This is a genomic window from Nocardia rhamnosiphila NBRC 108938 (assembly GCF_000720425.1).
GTDB classification, from domain to species: Bacteria; Actinomycetota; Actinomycetes; order Mycobacteriales; family Mycobacteriaceae; genus Nocardia; species Nocardia rhamnosiphila.
This window is the reverse complement of record NZ_JOAJ01000006.1, coordinates 44,740-60,888: the sequence shown is the minus strand read 5'-3', so window position 1 is coordinate 60,888 and position 16,149 is coordinate 44,740. Positions and strand designations below refer to the sequence as shown.

At 70.9% G+C, this 16,149-nt stretch carries 13 protein-coding genes and 1 riboswitch; of the genes, 7 read left to right on the top strand and 6 right to left on the bottom strand.

The genetic code is table 11. The annotated features are described in order from the left end of the window. Positions 1 to 12: 12 nt before the first annotated feature. Positions 13 to 807, top strand: a complete 795-nt coding sequence (locus IG75_RS0121095; RefSeq protein ID WP_063834179.1) for a Pr6Pr family membrane protein — start codon at positions 13 to 15, stop codon at positions 805 to 807. Here the strand turns inward: IG75_RS0121095 and IG75_RS0121090 are convergent. The 4 genes from IG75_RS0121090 to IG75_RS0121075 all read right to left on the bottom strand — a co-directional run bounded on the left by IG75_RS0121090 (position 731) and on the right by IG75_RS0121075 (position 7,486). After that, positions 731 to 2,860, bottom strand: coding sequence for a RecQ family ATP-dependent DNA helicase (locus IG75_RS0121090; protein WP_245713443.1), 2,130 nt, complete (start codon positions 2,858 to 2,860; stop codon positions 731 to 733). The genes IG75_RS0121095 and IG75_RS0121090 overlap by 77 nt on opposite strands. A gap of 222 nt (positions 2,861 to 3,082) precedes the next feature. Beyond that, a complete protein-coding gene (locus IG75_RS0121085) occupies positions 3,083 to 4,942 on the bottom strand; it encodes a Na+/H+ antiporter (RefSeq protein WP_030523215.1) in 1,860 nt (619 codons plus the stop codon). A 56-nt stretch (positions 4,943 to 4,998) separates the two neighbouring features. Then, a complete protein-coding gene (locus tag IG75_RS0121080) occupies positions 4,999 to 5,958 on the bottom strand; it encodes a nucleoside-diphosphate kinase (RefSeq protein ID WP_051714810.1) in 960 nt (319 codons plus the stop codon). Positions 5,959 to 5,968: 10 nt separating this feature from the next. Then, entirely contained in the window at positions 5,969 to 7,486 is a 1,518-nt protein-coding gene (locus IG75_RS0121075) for a PEP-utilizing enzyme (RefSeq protein ID WP_051714779.1), read from the bottom strand. A gap of 342 nt (positions 7,487 to 7,828) precedes the next feature. On the opposite strand from IG75_RS0121075, the gene IG75_RS0121070 reads away from it, so the two are divergent. From IG75_RS0121070 to IG75_RS0121060, 3 genes are all read left to right on the top strand, one after another. Further along, the gene (locus IG75_RS0121070; protein WP_030523218.1) at positions 7,829 to 8,527 is read left to right on the top strand and encodes an ESX secretion-associated protein EspG; all 699 of its coding nucleotides are present in this window, start codon (positions 7,829 to 7,831) and stop codon (positions 8,525 to 8,527) included. An 81-nt stretch (positions 8,528 to 8,608) separates the two neighbouring features. Continuing rightward, on the top strand, positions 8,609 to 8,983 hold the full coding sequence (locus IG75_RS0121065) for a hypothetical protein (protein WP_030523219.1): 375 nt from the start codon (positions 8,609 to 8,611) through the stop codon (positions 8,981 to 8,983). Positions 8,984 to 9,116: 133 nt separating this feature from the next. Continuing rightward, positions 9,117 to 10,175 (top strand): hypothetical protein, encoded by a 1,059-nt coding sequence (locus IG75_RS0121060; RefSeq protein ID WP_030523220.1) that lies wholly within the window; start codon positions 9,117 to 9,119, stop codon positions 10,173 to 10,175. Between the two features lie 17 nt (positions 10,176 to 10,192). Here IG75_RS0121060 and IG75_RS0121055 read toward each other — a convergent pair whose 3' ends face one another. Then, entirely contained in the window at positions 10,193 to 11,554 is a 1,362-nt protein-coding gene (locus IG75_RS0121055; RefSeq protein ID WP_030523221.1) for a hypothetical protein, read from the bottom strand. A gap of 591 nt (positions 11,555 to 12,145) precedes the next feature. Further along, on the bottom strand, positions 12,146 to 12,883 hold the full coding sequence (locus IG75_RS0121045) for an SDR family NAD(P)-dependent oxidoreductase (RefSeq protein WP_030523223.1): 738 nt from the start codon (positions 12,881 to 12,883) through the stop codon (positions 12,146 to 12,148). 135 nt (positions 12,884 to 13,018) lie between these two features. Then, a riboswitch (cobalamin riboswitch) is annotated at positions 13,019 to 13,151 on the top strand. 36 nt (positions 13,152 to 13,187) lie between these two features. On the opposite strand from IG75_RS0121045, the gene IG75_RS0121040 reads away from it, so the two are divergent. From IG75_RS0121040 to IG75_RS0121030, 3 genes are all read left to right on the top strand, one after another. Beyond that, complete coding sequence (locus IG75_RS0121040) at positions 13,188 to 14,222, top strand: ABC transporter substrate-binding protein (protein ID WP_030523224.1); 1,035 nt, start codon at positions 13,188 to 13,190, stop codon at positions 14,220 to 14,222. Positions 14,223 to 14,314: 92 nt separating this feature from the next. Beyond that, positions 14,315 to 15,271 carry a FecCD family ABC transporter permease gene (locus tag IG75_RS0121035; RefSeq protein ID WP_081877054.1) on the top strand — a complete coding sequence of 319 codons (957 nt, stop codon included), beginning with the start codon at positions 14,315 to 14,317 and terminating at the stop codon, positions 15,269 to 15,271. A 46-nt stretch (positions 15,272 to 15,317) separates the two neighbouring features. Next, complete coding sequence (locus IG75_RS0121030) at positions 15,318 to 16,094, top strand: ABC transporter ATP-binding protein (protein ID WP_030523226.1); 777 nt, start codon at positions 15,318 to 15,320, stop codon at positions 16,092 to 16,094. Positions 16,095 to 16,149 lie beyond the last annotated feature (55 nt).

Here is a 16,149-nt window from a genome sequence, read left to right as displayed (position 1 = left end):
GGATGGGCCGGTGTGAACGCGCATATTCGGCCGGCCGAGCGGGCCGCCGCGGCCGATTTCGCCGCCAGGGCCTGTCATCTCGCGATCGCGCTGGTGATCGCGGCCGCATTGGTGACCCAGCTGGCGCTGCTGTTCACCGGCGGCCCGGACGCGAACTCGGGTCGCGCGGAACCGGACGCCGGTATCGGGACCGGACTGGTCCGCCTATTCAGCTATTTCACCATCCAGAGCAACCTGTTCCTGCTGGTGACATCGGCGGGATTGGCCTCGAATCCGGTACGGGACGGGCCGCTCTGGCGGGTGCTGCGGCTGGATTCCCTGCTGGGGGTCGTGATCACCGGCCTGGTCTTCGCCCTGGTACTCGCGGACGAAGTACATCTCACCGGCGCGGCGTGGTGGGCGAATTTCGGCTTCCACTACCTCGCCCCCTGGGCCGGCCTGGCCGCCTGGCTGCTGTTCGGGCCCCGGCCCCGGATCGACCGGCGCACGATCGCCGCCGCGCTGATCTGGCCGGTCGCCTGGATCGGTTACACCTTCGCCCACGGCGCCGTGACGGACTGGTACCCGTATCCGTTCCTCGACGTCGTGCGGAAGGGATACGCGACGGCGGTGACCAACACGCTTCTGGTGGTCGTCCTGGCGATAGTCCTCATCGGCCTGTTCGCCCTGCTCGACCGACTGCCCACAGTCAGGGGGCGAAACAGGTCGGCGGCCGCCTCGGCCGCGCCGGTCAGGCCGGGGTCGCCAGGGCGAACGGAAGAACCGCCGGGGCGCCCGCCCGGCGTAGCGCCCACGCCGCGACGGTGAACGTCCAGCCGGTGTCGGTGAGGGCGTCCACCAGCAGGATCGGACCGTCCGCCGCCCCGAGGTCGGGAACCTCCCACCCGTCGTACAGGGCGGCGACCCGGTGGGCCGAGTTGACGGCGGAGACAGGTGGCCGGTCCGGACGGATGCGCAGCGTACCCAGGTTACGCAGCCGGCCGATCCCGGCGAGGCGTTCGGCCAGCGATCCGGTGAGCACCGGATGCGTCTCGGACTCCAGGGCCAGTACCGCGGTGGGCCGGACGGCCCAGTCCCATTCCCGCAGTACCGGAACGCACGCGTCGACCACCTCGTCGGGAACCGGGCCGTCGGGACCGTCGAGGATCGGGCGCAGCCGCCGGCCCCAGCCCAGCGAATTCAGCCGGCCCAGCACTCGTCCGGTCTCGGCGCCCTCGGCGATCTTGCCGGACAGCGACACCCCCAGTTTCGCCATCCCGGTCGGCCACTGTTTACGTGGCGCGAGATCGATACCGGGCCGGTCGAGCCGGGCCCGGGTGGCGGCCACCGCCTCGGTGTCGACGGTGGTCTCGCGATACTCGCCGGTGCAGTTGTCGCAGCGGCCACAGGCGCCGGTACCCGGTGCGGCGGCCAGGAGCGCCGGGTCGTCGAGCTGGCGGCGCAGGAATTCCATCCGGCAGCCGGTGGTGCTCTGGTAGTCGAGCATGGCCTGCTGTTCGGCCGTGCGGGCCGCCTCGAGCCGTTCGTACCGGTCGGCGTCGTAGGTCCAGGGCTCGCCGGTGCCGAGCCAGCCGCCACGTACCCGGCGGACCGCACCGTCCACATCGAGCACCTTCAGCACCATGTCGAGCCGGGAGCGGTTCAGTTCGACCAGCGGTTCCAGGGCGGCGGTGGACTGCGGCCGCTCCCGGTCCAGCGCTTCGAGGACGGACCGGACCACCTGTTCGCGGGGAAAGGCGACCGAGGCGAAGTAGTTCCAGATGCGGGTGTCCTCGGGACCGGGCAGCAGGATCACCTCGGCGCGTTCGGTCGCGCGCCCGGCGCGGCCGACCTGCTGGTAGTAGGAGATCGGCGAGGACGGCGCACCCACGTGAACCACGAAACCCAGATCGGGCTTATCGAAGCCCATACCCAGCGCGGAGGTGGCGATAAGCGCCTTGACCTCGTTGTTCAGCAGAGCGGCCTCGAGAGCTTCCCGTTCGGTGGGGTCGGTCTGGCCGGTGTAGGCGGCGACCTTGTGGCCGTGGGAGTTCAGCACATCGGCGAGGTCGTGGGCGCCGGCCACGGTCAGGGTGTATACGATCCCGGAACCCGGCAACCGGTCCAGCCGACCGCTGAGCCAGGCGGTGCGTTCCACCGCGTCGTCGAAACGGACCACCGACAGGTGCAGCGACTCACGGTCGAGGTCCCCGCGCAGGACCAGGGTGTCGGTGCCGATCTGCCCGGCCACATCGGTCACCACCCGGTCGTTGGCCGTGGCGGTGGTGGCCAGAACCGGTACGTCGGCGCCGAGGTCGGCGATCAGCGTACGGATGCGGCGGTAGTCCGGGCGGAAATCGTGGCCCCAGTCGGAGACGCAGTGCGCTTCATCGATCACCACGAGCCCGGCGTCGGCGGCGAGCCGAGGCAGTACCTGGTCCCGGAAATCGGGGTTGTTCAGTCGTTCGGGGCTGACCAGCAGTACATCCACCGAACCGGCCGCCACCTGCTGGTGGATCTCGTCCCATTCGGTGACATTGCCGGAGTTGATCGTCGCCGCGACCACTCCGGCCCGCTGGGCCGAGGCGACCTGGTTGCGCATCAGGGCCAGCAACGGCGAGACGATGACGGTGGGCCCGCGACCCTGCGCGCGCAGCAGTTTCGCCGCGATGAAGTAGACCGCGGATTTACCCCACCCGGTGCGCTGCACCACCAGCGCCCGTCGTTTACCGACCACGAGCGCTTCGATCGCGGTCCACTGGTCCTCCCGCAAGCGGGCGCCCGGCCCGGCGAGCTCGCGCAGCAGCGCCTCCGCGTGCTCCCGTAGTTCGCCGGCGACTTCGCCGGCCCCGCCCATGGTGCTGCCCGGTGCTGTCGTCATGGCGCCCATACTGCCGCAGGCCACCGACAGCGGCCCGCCCGCCGTACCCGCCGCCCGCTCCCCGGCTCGGGCGGCGACTACCGGAATCGCCCCTGGTCACCTCGGCGACGGTCGCGGCACCATCCCGGAGAACCGGCACGCTCCGGGGCGCACCGTCCGCGACTCCGGGTCCGGCGGCCACGGGCCGGTGCCGATCTGCCCACCGGGTGGCTGCCGCGCAGGTCAGCCCAGGAGTTCGTCGACGTAGCACCAGCGCCACGCCTCACCGGGCTCCACACTGCGCATGACCGGATGATCGGTCGAGGTGTAGTGCCCGGCCGCGTGGTTCCCCGGCGAGGAATCACAGCAGCCGATATTCCCGCAGGTCAGGCACATGCGCAGATGTACCCATGTCAGGCCCTCCGCCACACACTGCGCGCATACGTCCGGCCCGTCGGATTCGCACACCAGCGGGGCTGCCCGCAGATGCGCGCAGTCCTCGGCCGCGCCGCCGGGGACCGCCAGCGGCTCGGGCCGCTCCTCCTCGTCGCCCTCGTCGAACCGGTCGATCATGGACTCCTCGAGGTCCAGCCGGGCCAGTACATGCTGCAGGATCTCGTAGTCCACCCCACCCGAGTCGCGGACCCGCAGCACCGTCTCCCGTTCGGCCCGCAACATCTCCAACCGCAACCGGCGGTATTCGGCGGTGGGGGTCGCCAGCTCGGATTCCGGCCGGCCCAGCCGCTCCCAGGCCGCATTGGTCCGCCAGGTGACCCGGTCGCGCAGCGAGTGCACGACCTCCTCCGGGGTGTCCGGACCGATCGCCGCGTCCAGCGCGGCGAGTCCCGCGTTGGACGCCTGGGTCAGCAGATTCGCCTTCTGCAGCGCGTCCTCGGCACGGCTCGGCCCACGCAGCCGCAGCCGCCGGACCAGCCACGACAGCGAGGTGCCCTGGAGCAGCAGAGTCCCCGCGACAACGACCAGTGCCAGCAGCTTCAATACCGGCAGCTGTGGAGTGTTCGCGGGCAGCAGCAGCACGGCGGCCAGGGTCACCACCCCGCGCATCCCGGCCCAGGAGACCACGGTCGAATGGGCCGCGGGCGCCGGCGACCGCCCGAAGGCCCGCTCGAGGAGGGCATAGCCGAAGATCCAGACCGGTCGCGCCAGTATCACCGCCAGCAGGACCGCGATCGCCGTGACGATCAGGGTGCCGTGGTCCAGCCCGCTCGCCCAGGCGTCCCGGACGATCGTGTTCACCTGCAGCCCGATGATGAGGAACACCGCGCTCTCCAGGATGAACTGCACGGTGCCCCAGTTGATGCGTTCGGCGGTACGCGAGGCCGCGCTCTGCCACACCGGTGCCCCGTGCCCGAGGATCATCCCGCAGGTCACCACGGCGATCACGCCGGAGGCGTGGATCTCCTCGGCCGGCAGATAGGCCAGAAACGGCGCCAGGAAGGACAGGGTCGTATCCAGGACCGGGTCCGTGATCCGCCGGCGCAGCAGGGCGAGCGCGTACGCGACCGCGATTCCCACCACCGCGCCGCCACCGGCGGCGAGCAGGAAATCACCGCCGGCGTTCCACACCGAGACCGCACCCGCCGACGCCGCGATCGCGGTCCGCAATGCCACCAGTGCGGTCGCGTCGTTGAACAGCGACTCCGCTTCGAGAATGGACACGATCCGGCGCGGCATCCCGATCCGCCGCGCCACCGCGGTCGCGGCCACGGCATCCGGCGGCGCCACCACCGCGCCCAGCGCCACGGCCACGGCGAACGGCACCGGCAGCAGCCACCAGACGACCGCGGCCACCGCGAACGTACTGAACAGGACCAGGCCCACCGACAGCAGCGCGATCGCGCCGATATTTGCTCGGAAATCCACCAGCGAGGTACGTATCGCCGCCGTATACAGCAGCGGCGGCAGCAGGCCGAGCAGCACCACCTCCGGTTCCAGATGGACCTCGGGGACGAACGGCAGATACGACGCGGCGACCCCGGCCACGGTCAGGGCGAGGGGCTCGGAGATGCCGGCCCGGCGCGCCAGCGCCGCCACGGCCGCCGCCGAGGCCACCAGGACAACCAGGCCGATCGCGATGTGCATTCGCGAATTCTCGCAGGTGGCCGATTACCGGTGACACGCTCGTCGGCACCCCGGGGTCAGCGCGCGCCGGCCCGCCAGTCGGCCGCGGTCACCGGGCGCAGGGCCCGTGGTCCGGCGTCGGCCCGCATCGGCAGCACCTCCGCGCCCAGGACGACCGCCGACCACGGGTCGATATCCAGCCCGGACGCCAGCGCCCGGGTCAGCATCGCGGCGCAGGCGCCCGCGGACCCGGCATCGAAATCCGCCGGCGCGGGCGCGCCCGCCCGATCCAGATCGCGCAGGAGGCGATCGAGCGCGACGGACTTGTCGAAAGAACGGCACGGCGTCCGGGCGTAGAGGGCATCGGCGAGGGTCCGGGCGGTCTCGGCGCTGTCGGCGCCGGTGTAGGCCCGCGAGATCACCTCGGCACGGCGGGTCTCGGGGAAGAAGATGGCCAGTTCCCGCACGACATCGGCGGGGTCTTCCGGGGTGTGCACGGGGTTGAGCACTGTGCTGCGCTGTCCGAGCAGATAGCGCAACTGTCCCGGGCGGCGCTGCGCCGGATCGTCGGGCCCCGCGCCTTCGGCCAGCCGCACCGGGGCCGGTAGCTCACCGTCGGGTCCGGTGACGACCAGCAGCAGCGCCTCGGATATCCCGGCCAGCAGGTCGGTGAGCCGGCGCCGCTCCGGTGAGGCGGTATTCCAGCTGTAGCGCCACAGGGCGCGCACCAGATGCCGGTTCAACGGCACCGCGGCCGCGTCGACCACCCGGAAGCCGTTGCCGGACAGCCATTTCAGCGTCGGATCCACCGCCCGGGAGACGATGGCGCCCGGCGCCAGCAGCAGCAACGAATGGCGGGCCGCGAACGCGGCGGGGTCGACCCGCAACCGCCGCAGCTGATCGACGCATTCGAGCACATAGGTATCGCCGTGGTAGGCGCCGGCCTTGTCCTCGGCCGGGGTGAGCGCCGACAACAGCGCCGCCAGCGGGTCCGGCGGGGGCGGCGCGGCGGGTCGCGCGGTCTGCGGATCGGTCATCTGTTCCACCTCATCTCCGGCCCACCCCGGACAACACCGTCACCGTGCCCGCGGACCCATCCACCCGCAGGCGCATACCGGTCCGCAGTTTCGCGGTACATCCCGGCACCCGGACCACCGTGGGCACACCGAGCGCACGGGCGACGGTCGCCACCGCGGTGAGCGGGCCACCGTGTTCGATCACCAGGGCCGACGCCGAGGGTAGTGCCGCCACCCAGTGCGGATCGGCGCTCTCGGTGACCAGGACCCCCGGGGCCGGATCGCCCGATCGGTCCACTACCACCGCGGCCCCCTCGGCCACGCCCGCGGCGGACGCGGTTCCGGTGAGCACTTCGCCGTCGTGCGCCGCCGCGATCCGGGCACGCGGCGTCCAACCCTGTTCTGCCAGTTCCCCATCCGAGAAATCCGGTCCTTCGGTACTGAAACGTACCGGAGCCGAGAGCTCGCCGGCGGCGTGGGCGGCCTTGCGGGCCGCGATCCGGGCTTGCAGATCCGGTATCGGCACCCGGTCGTAACAGTCGCGCAGTTCACCGGCGGTGAGATACCGGATGTCGGCGGACTCGCGGAGGATCGCGCGCCCGGCGAGGTCATCGGCCATCACCCGGATCATGGCCTCGGCGAGACCCGCCGCACGGGTCCGGCTCGACCGGATGGTGTCCCGGTGCGCGGCACAGCGTGCCGCGCGCACCCGCACCAGGTCGTAGAGCCATCGGCGCGGACCGCTCAGCATCCGGTCGAGGTAGGCGTCCGGGTCCTCTCCGGTGACGACCGGCTCCCCGACGGCCGGGGTTTCCGATGCGCCGGGTGATCCAATATCCGCGGGAGGCCGCAGCGCCACGTACCGGAACGACGCGGGCGCCTCCGGCAGATAGGCCTCGGTCAGCGCGACCACGGCGCCGGTGAGGATCAGCGCGAGGGCGTCCAGGACCGTGACGGGGCCCCACAGCAGGACCAGTTCCCGGTCCAGGCGCCGATATTCCGCGTAGGCGTGCTCCCCGTGCCTGTAGTCCGTCGCCTCGTAACGGTCACAGACGCGGCCGAACTCGGTGCGGAACTCCCGCATCATCGATTCCGTCCGCAACGCCCGGTGCACGAAGGCCGCGGTCGTGCGGGCCCGCGAGCGGACCCGGCGCGCCCCCGACTCGAAGGTGAAGGGACGCAGCGTTTCCGCGATCTCGTCGAGCAGCGGGTCGGCCGCGCCCAGCACCGCCTCCAGTCCGCGCCGGTTCAGTCGTTGCCCTGGCGCGATCGCCGCAAGCCGATACCAGTGCAGCAGATCGAGATAGACCCGCCCGTGAAAACTGCCCAGCAGATAGGGCGTCCACGCATCCGTCTGCGCCAGCTGGTCCGCCGGAACACCGAGCGAACGCGCGTATTCGCGGCAGACCCGGCCGTGGATTCCGGCGGCGAGGGTGAAGACCAGCGGCGCGGTGGCCCCGGGGAAGGCCTCGGTGGTGGTGGCATCGTCCCAGATCCGCGGTTCCCCCGGCGCCACCGGCTCACCCGCGCCCCGGATCACCCCCGCCATCGCCCGCTCCCGCGGCGGAAAGCACACGCGACGCCCGTCCACCCCGGTAGTCGCTTCCCCGGCGCGCACGGCCGGGGGGCCGCACCACACCGCGCCCTGATCTCCGTCTCGGTATCGTCCGTCCCGAGCACCCGCAAGAACCGACCTCCAACCCGGTCTGCCACAACAGGACATCGTCGTCCGTGCCGACGAGTAAACCCGAGAACGACCTCGTCCACCGCGTATTCGGCTTTTGTGTCCGACCGCGGGGGTCACCGGCCCCGGCTGTCCGAGTCGGGTCGGCGCGAAACAACCGATAGTCTGAGAAGGCCCGCGCAGGTTTCGGTGAGGATGTGATTCCGCGTGAGTTGGAGCCTGACCCCCGACGAGTTCGCGTATGTATGGCGTCGCGCCGACCTGGACCGGATCCCCTATCCGCTGCGGGTACTCGAATCGCCGCGCACCGAGCGCGACGCCCGGCTCCTGCGCGCCGAACTCGCCCAGCGGTTCCCGCCGGACCCCGATCTCGACGCCTGCCTGCGCATTCTCGCGCTGCCACAGACCCGGGTGATCGCCATCGGCGGGGCGCCCGAACCGGGCCGGGAACTACGCGTACTGGGCTGCGTCGTCTACGATCGCGCGGTCCTGGCGGTTCAGGCCCCCGGACGCACCCGGGAATTCGGCGGGCCGGTCCAGCTCTCGATCGGGCACAGTACGAAACTCGGCGCCCGGCTGGCGGCACTGCTGCCGAAGGCGCCCGCCGGCCGCCACCCGGCCCGCACCGCCTCGGCCGCGGCGGTCCGCGATACCGAAACCGTCATCCAGGAAGAACGCGCCGCACCGCTGATCCGGAAACTGCTGTGCGCCCCGCACACCGCCGACGGCCACATCCGGATCGAACCGCACCTGGACCGGCCGAATCCGCCGCCGCCGCTGCACTACACCTGGCTCGATGTCGAAAACGACGGCCGCTACCTACTCAAGGCCGACGAGAACGTGCACATGGTGCCCGCCTCCCCCGAACAACTCGCCGCGCACCTGCAGAAGCGGATACCCGGCTGAGCCGATATCGCGCCGGACCGGCTGCCCAGAGCCACCGTTCCGGCTACGCTGGACCTGACCGACGGAGGGGTACGCCAGTCAATGAAGATCGAAGACAGCCGCGCCGAGATCGTCCGGTTCCGCCAGGCAGCCCATGCGGGGACCGTCAAGTTCGATCCGGAGGCGGCACGCCGCTGCGCGGAACTCTACGACCGCCAGGCCGATCGGCTCATCTACCTGCGACAGCGCCTCGAGGACGCCTCCGATCCGCACGGTTTCGGTGGTCTGGTCTCGGCGCAGCAGCTCCAGGCCGGGTTCGGGCACAAGGCCCGCGACGCCGCCGCCCTGCTCGACCACTACATCGAAGCAGCCTACCGGATGAAGGAAGCGTTCCTGGTCAGCGGCGGACTCTACGACGAGGCCGACGCCGCGAACGCCGCCGCGGTACGCGCCCTCGAAGCGAGGCTCGACCGATGAGAGGCGATACCTTCGCCTTCGCTGCGGCCTCCGCCGCCACATGTACCCGCTACGAAGAAGGTTCCATGCGACGGAACCTCCGCCTTCGCTACGGCCTCCGCGGACCACATGCAACCGCTTCGAAGGATGCTCTATGACAGGGACCGATCCCGATTACATCAGCGCCATGGAGCATTTCGAGGCCATGCGTCACGAGGACATCTATCGGGCCACGCAGCAGATCGATGCGGGTGAGATCCTGCGGACCTCCGGCACCTGGATGCACGCCGCCACCACCTTGCAGACCTCGCTGCCACTGACCCGCGCCGGCGCGGACCGGGTGATGAACGCGATGGAATGGGACGGTGAGGCCGCCGACGCCGCCTTCGCCAGCACCCGCAGTTTCGCCGATTCGGTGGAGGAACTGGCCGGCGTGCTCGGTCAGGTGGGGTTGCGCCTGGGTGCGGTGGCCGCGGCCGCGGAAGCGGTGAAGATCGCGGTGGTACCGCCCGGAGATTCCGGCCCGGTCGGTGCGCTGGCCCGGCTGCTGGAGGCGGCCAAGGTGATCGACGCGCAGATGGTGCAGGAGGTGCTGCGCCAGGAAGCAATCCTCACCATGAACATGGTCTACAAACCCGCCTACCTCGCGGCGGGTACCGCGGTGCCCGCGCTGCCCGAGCCGCCGGCCGCCCCCGGTCCGCTGCCCCCGCTCGGGCCGGCGCCGGCACCCCGCGCTCGAATCGATTCGGCGGTCGGCGCGGAATCGGCACCGGCGGCAGCGGATTCCACCGCGCCAGGCGGCGAGACCACCGAATCCGGGGATGGCGCCGATCGGCCGGTGCCGCGGGGCGACTCGGCTCCGGCGGCTCCCACGCCGGAGGGTCCCACGGCACCGGAAGATACGCCCGCGCCGTCCCCGGAGCACGGCGGCGGATCCCCACAGCCACCGGCATCCGAGATTCCGGAGCCGACCGACGGCTCGGCGCCCCCCGCGGAGCCCGCTCCCGGGGAGACCGCACCGGCACCACCCGTCCAACCACCGGCGACCGAGCAACCACCCGCTCCCGCGAATCCGGCGGAGCCGGAGCCGCCCGCGGCGCCGAATCCGACCGCGGTACCGCTCTCGGATCCGGCCGGGCAGCCCGGTATCACCGGGCCGGTGCCCGGACAGCGCGCCCCCGACCAGCCCGGAGTCATTCCGCCACAATCCTGAGGCGGCCCCGCGGAGCACTACTGATCGGGGTAGTCCTGCACCCAGTGGAACCGCGGACCGTTCAGCGGGAAGGCAGCGGGATCGGTCGCTCGTAGATCGATGGTCACCGGCCGGCCGTCCAGTTCTCCGTCCAGGCGCAAGATGCCGGGTTCCGGACGGGTATAGGCGAAGTCGGCGGTCGGTATGCCCGCCGGGCCGGTACCGGCCGGAGCGGCGACCGTGAGGGTGTGCGCGGTCGCGTCGACCTGTGCGGGCACCGTCACCAACGCCCCGTCCATCCGTTGCCACGACACCGCGCCCTCGGTCTCGATCACCAGCCGCTGCCAGCGATCCGGGTCGGTGAGCAGCGGGGGGACCGGCCGGCCGGCCATCCGGAACTCGGTGACCTCCCACAGCCCGTAGAGCTCGGGCTTCGGCGCACCGCCGCCGTAATCCCGCCAGCTCGACCAGCCGAGGACCGCCACCCCGACGAGCAGCCAGATACCGACCACCGCCTGGGCGAAGCCGGCGATCCGCGCGCCCCGCCGGCTCGTGCACAGCGGCGGTTGTACGGCGGGATCGGCACGGCGGGCGAGCAGGAAGAAATCCGCGAAACGGCGGGCCTGCGGGACGAGCAGGATCAGTGAGAAGACCAGCAGATGGAACGACACGATCTTGACCGGGACATCGAAGGTCATGTTCAGCACGAACACCTGCGCCATGCTCACCACACTCAGCATCGCGCCGAGGGTGGCCGTGCGCGGTACCAGCAGCAGTAGGCCACCGACCAGTTCCGCTACCCCGAGCAGGATCTCGTATACCGGCGCGCTACCCACCTGCAGCCACAGCACCGCCATCGGGGAGAGCTGACCGTAGGGCTGGATGAGCGCCGAGAACGGTGGCGGCGGCATCTGGGTCGGCACCGCCTTGGCGATGCCGTAGAACAGCATCTGCCCGGCGACGCACCACCGCAGGATCGTCAAGGACCACGCGCCGGCCCGCGGGTACGCGAGGCGCCGCCGGTCGAGCACCGACCACAGCGCCGCCGCCACGCCCGCCACCACCAGCGCGGTGAACACCATCACCCAGATGATCGCCTGGTCACCGCTGCCGGAATCACTGTGGAACTGCACCTCGATGCCGAACACCGTCTGCCCCACCCACGTCAGCACCGATTCGGCGGCCATCAGCGGCCACATCGGCGCGGTATCGGGCAGGAAGTGTTGGGTGAAGCCCGCGAAGACGAAGAGGATCTGCCCGATCATCACGCAGAAGATCACGCTGTAGACGACTCCGAACCGGAACGCCACCCGCGCCGGCCACGACCAGCGCACCGGCTGCGGGTCCTCGGGTCCGGAGAGCTCTCGCCGGGAACCGGTGACCGTCCGAACCGCACCCATGCCTCGACCTCGCTGTTCCGATTTGTCCGACGACCCACCCGTCCGGCCCGGGCCGGACCTCCACTCGAACCTAGACCACCTGCCCGGCCGGGCACCTCCGTGACAACCCCGATTCCGCTGTCCTCCCTCCGCACGACGTCGTGCACCACGAAGGGGCCCTGCGGAGTACGAAGCAACCAGTGGCGCGCACTGTCGCCGGAGTGCAATACCTCGGCCCCGCCCGATGCCCGGACACTGTCGATACCCCTTGGGCCTATCGTGGATTCGTGCCCATGCCACCCGCCGGTCTCGCCGCGGATACCGGGCCGATCAGCGAATCGTCACCGACCTGCTGGGTGCCGACCTGCTCGGGCTGTACCTGTATGGGTCGGTGGTGACCAGCGGTCTGCAGTACGACAGCGACCTCGATTTCCTGGCGGTCACCGCGGCGGCCCTCGATGACGAACTGCGTTCGCGTCTGTCCGAGCGACTGCGCCGGCAGTCGGGACGGTGGCCCCGCACGGGCGAGGTCAGGCCGATGGAACCGAGCGTGGTGGCACGTGACGCCGTGGTGCCGACCGGGAACAGCATCGAACACTCCACCCGGACCCGCTACCAGGCGATGGCCCCCTGCACGCCGACGAAGGAACCGTCGGTGGACACCTCCGGCGATTCCGCCGCGGCGAGGACGACCTGGGCGGCCTGCTCCGGCGTCGTCGGCGCGTCGGCCGCCGCGGGAGCCAATTCGGTCGCGACGAAACCGGGGCATACCGAGGTCACCCGGACGGCGGTATCGGCGAGCGATTTCGCCAGGCCGACCGTGATGCTGTTCAGTGCCGCCTTCGACGCCTGGTAGCCCGGGACCACCATCGAGTAGTACGCCGACTCCGGGTTCCGCTGCTCGGTGAGCGAGCCCATCTCGGTGGAGATGTTGACGATCCGCCCGGCCGGTGCGCGGCGTACCAGCGGCAGCAGCGCTTCGATCACATTGACGGGGCCGAAGGTGTTGGTCATCAATGTCTCGGTGAACGCGCCGGGATGGGCGAAGTTCACCGTGCCGGTGGCGGTGGCCTCGGGCAGGATGCCGGCATTGTTCACCAGTACATCGATGTGGTCGCGCCGTTCGGCGAGGGAATCGCGCAGGCACCGCGCGCTGTCCACCGAGCACACGTCGAGGATCTCTCCCTCGGCCGCCAGTCCCGCCGACCGCAGTTCGGCCACCACGGCCTCCACCGCCGGCGCGCGGCGCCCGGTGACGATCACCCGGTAACCCGCGCGGGCGAACGCCGTCGCGGTGGCGCGTCCGATGCCGCGGGTCGCCCCGGTGACCACGACGATCTTCTCCGACATGTTGTTCCTTTCGTGTTTTCCGTTCGTGCCCTATGAGCATCGGGGAGCGCATACGGTGCGCGCTGGCAGGAAATCGCCGTCGCATTCGCCGCGGCCGGTACGCCGGCTCGAGCGGGTCGAACGTCCAGTTCACTGTCGGATAGCATGGTCGGCGGCCGCACTGCGGTCGTGGCGTGATGAGGGAACCCGGTGGAAATCCGGGACTGGCGCGCAACGGTGACACCCGCGTGGTGGAGTCCGATCACTCATCCGCCGAGCTCGGTTCCGGCCTCGCGCACAGGCCCAGACGCAAGGAGTCCACGCCGTGACGCGGTTCGTTTCTTCGGCGGTCACCGCCGTGGTATCCACCCTCCTGCTGGCCGGATGTGGCGGTGCGCCCGACTCGGACGGTCCGGCCGCCGGGTCCGCCGCCGGCTATCCGGTGACGATCGAGAACTGCGGTGTCGAGGTCACCGTGGCGGCGCCGCCGCAGCGGGCGGTCGCGCTCAATCAAGGGGCGGCGGAGATCCTACTGTCACTCGGTCTGGCCGATCGGCTGGCCGGCACCGCCACCTGGACCGATCCGGTGCGGGAGAACCTGGCCGCCGACAACGCGCGGGTGCCGCGACTGGCCGACAACCAACCCTCGTTCGAGGTCGTCCTGGACAAGGAACCGGATTTCGTCGCCGCCTCCTTCGGCGGCACCCTCGGTCCCGGCGGCGTGGCCGAGCGGCAGCAGTTCACCGAATTGGGTGTCCCCACCTACCTCTCGCCGACCGACTGCGACGGCAAAACCGATATCAGCGTCAATGCCGACGGTGCTCGCACCGAACCGCTGACCATGGATTCGGTGTACCGGGAGATCCGCGACCTGGCCGCCGTCTTCGATGTCGCGGACCGCGGGGAGCGGCTGGTCACCGAACTGCGCGACCGCTACGCGGCCGCGTCCGGGCGGATCGCCGCGGAGCGGGTCTCGCTGGCCTACTGGTTCGCCGACACCTCCACGCCGTACGTCGCGGGCTGCTGCGGCTCGTCCGGGATCATCACCGACGCGGTGGGCGCGAAGAACGTTTTCGATGACACCACCGACGAATGGCCGCAGGTCAGCTGGGAGACCCTCCTCGACCGCGACCCCACCGCCCTGGTCCTGGCCGACCTGAGCCGGCGCAGCCTCGCCGGGGACGCGCTGGACAGCAAAATCGCCTTCCTGGAATCGAATCCGGTGACGGCGAAACTGACCGCGGTCCGCGAGCGGCGCTACATCGTGGTCAACGGGGCCGATATGAACCCCTCGATCCGGACGGTCGACGGGGTCGAGAAGGTCGCCGACGCCCTGGAGCGGTGGGGTTACGGTTCGTGAGCTCCGCAGCGTCGAGCACCACCGCCCGGCTCGCCCGCGCACCCGCGACGGTGGCGCTGGTGGTGGTGGGAGCGGCCGTACTGGTCGTCTCGATGGCATTCACCATCACGATCGGTCCGGCCGAGCTGTCGGTCGGGGAGGTCTATGCGGTGCTGTTCGAGAAACTCGGTATCGGCACCGCGGCCGTCTCACCGATCCGCGAAGGCATCGTCTGGCAGTTGCGGCTGCCACGGACCCTGCTGGCCGCGATCTGCGGTGCCGGTCTGGCGGTGTGCGGGGTGGTCATGCAGTCGCTGTTGCGCAATCCGCTCGCCGATCCGTTCGTGCTCGGGATCTCCTCCGGCGCGTCGACGGGTGCGGTACTGGTGGCGGTCCTCGGAGTGGGCGGCGGTCTGATCTCGTTGTCCACCGGCGCTTTCCTCGGTGCGCTCGTATCGTTCGGACTGGTGCTGGTACTGGCCGCGGGAGCCGGCGGCGGCACCGCGAAGGTGGTCCTGGCCGGGGTCGCCGGAACCCAGCTGTTCTCCGCGCTCACCTCGTTCGTCGTCCTGTCCTCGGCCGACGCCGAACGGACCCGCGGCATCCTGTTCTGGCTGCTGGGTTCACTCGCGGGCGCCACCTGGACCGATGTGGGCACGACCGCGGCCGTGTGCGTCGCCGGGCTGGCGCTGTGCCGGTGGTACGCCTCCGCGCTGGACGCGTTCACCTTCGGCTCGTCGACCGCCGCGACCCTGGGGGTCGCGGTCGGCCGGACCCGGGCGGTCCTACTCGTGATCACCGCGCTGATGACCGCGGTAATGGTCAGCGCGGCCGGAGCGATCGGTTTCATCGGCCTGGTGCTACCGCACGCCGCGCGTTTCCTCATCGGTCCCCGGCACAGCCGGCTGATCCCGGTGACCGCGGTACTGGGCGCCATCCTGCTGGTCTGGGTCGACGCGCTCGCCCGGACCGTGTTCGCGCCGCAGGAGGTACCGGTCGGCGTCGTCACGGCACTCATCGGTGTCCCCGCCTTCGCCCTGCTGCTGTTCCGCACCCGGAGCGCGCCGTGACCGGCCGGGCGGCCACGAGCCGGCCCCCGAACCCGCGGAGCGCACGGTGACGCTGCACGCACAGGATCTGTCCTGGACCCGCGGCGGCAACCTGGTCGTCGATGCGGTGACCGTCCGGCCGGAATCCGGGCAGACCGTGGGTCTGCTGGGACCGAACGGTTCCGGTAAATCGTCGCTGCTGCGCCTGCTCGCCGGTGTGTCACGACCGGATCGCGGCAGCGTCACCCTGGACGGAACGCCCCTGCACCGCCTGGGCCGCCGCCCGCTGGCCCGCCGGATCGCCATGGTCGGGCAGCACGCGCACACCGAGGTCGATATCACCGTGCGGGATGTGGTGCGGCTCGGACGCATTCCGCACCGCGACGTGTTCGGCCAGGACGGTGACGAGGAGGCGGCGATCGACCGGGCCCTGCGCGACACCGGGCTCACCGGCCACGCACACCGCTTCTGGAGCACCCTCTCCGGTGGCGAACGGCAGCGGGCCCAGATCGCCCGGGCGCTGGCCCAGGAGCCCGGTGAGCTGCTGCTCGACGAACCGACCAATCACCTCGATATCGCCCATCAGCTCGATATCCTCGATCTGGTCACGCGGTTGCCGCTCACCACCGTCGTCGCCCTGCACGACCTCAATCTCGCCGCGATGTTCTGCGACTACCTGCTGGTCCTGGACCGGGGCCGGGTCGCCGCGCACGGCACCCCGGCCGAAACCCTCACCGAACAACTCGTGCGCGACGTCTACGGTGTGGCCGCCACGATCACGGTCGACGACGGTGTGCCGGTCATCCACTACCGGCGCCCTGCCGTAACCACTCGCTCCCGCTGACGGGCGGAGTACGGGGGAATCGGCGCGATGGTGAACCCCTGGGGCCCAGGGATTA

Coding starts and splice junctions, on each gene's coding strand:
- IG75_RS0121080 (WP_051714810.1), bottom strand. CDS start 5,958: ATGACCGATCCGCAGACCGCGCGACCCGCCGCGCCGCCCCCGCCGGAC.
- IG75_RS0121085 (WP_030523215.1), bottom strand. CDS start 4,942: ATGCACATCGCGATCGGCCTGGTTGTCCTGGTGGCCTCGGCGGCGGCC.
- IG75_RS0121075 (WP_051714779.1), bottom strand. CDS start 7,486: ATGGCGGGGGTGATCCGGGGCGCGGGTGAGCCGGTGGCGCCGGGGGAA.
- IG75_RS0121060 (WP_030523220.1), top strand. CDS start 9,117: ATGACAGGGACCGATCCCGATTACATCAGCGCCATGGAGCATTTCGAG.
- IG75_RS0121090 (WP_245713443.1), bottom strand. CDS start 2,860: ATGACGACAGCACCGGGCAGCACCATGGGCGGGGCCGGCGAAGTCGCC.
- IG75_RS0121055 (WP_030523221.1), bottom strand. CDS start 11,554: ATGGGTGCGGTTCGGACGGTCACCGGTTCCCGGCGAGAGCTCTCCGGA.
- IG75_RS0121035 (WP_081877054.1), top strand. CDS start 14,315: ATGGCATTCACCATCACGATCGGTCCGGCCGAGCTGTCGGTCGGGGAG.
- IG75_RS0121045 (WP_030523223.1), bottom strand. CDS start 12,883: ATGTCGGAGAAGATCGTCGTGGTCACCGGGGCGACCCGCGGCATCGGA.
- IG75_RS0121065 (WP_030523219.1), top strand. CDS start 8,609: ATGAAGATCGAAGACAGCCGCGCCGAGATCGTCCGGTTCCGCCAGGCA.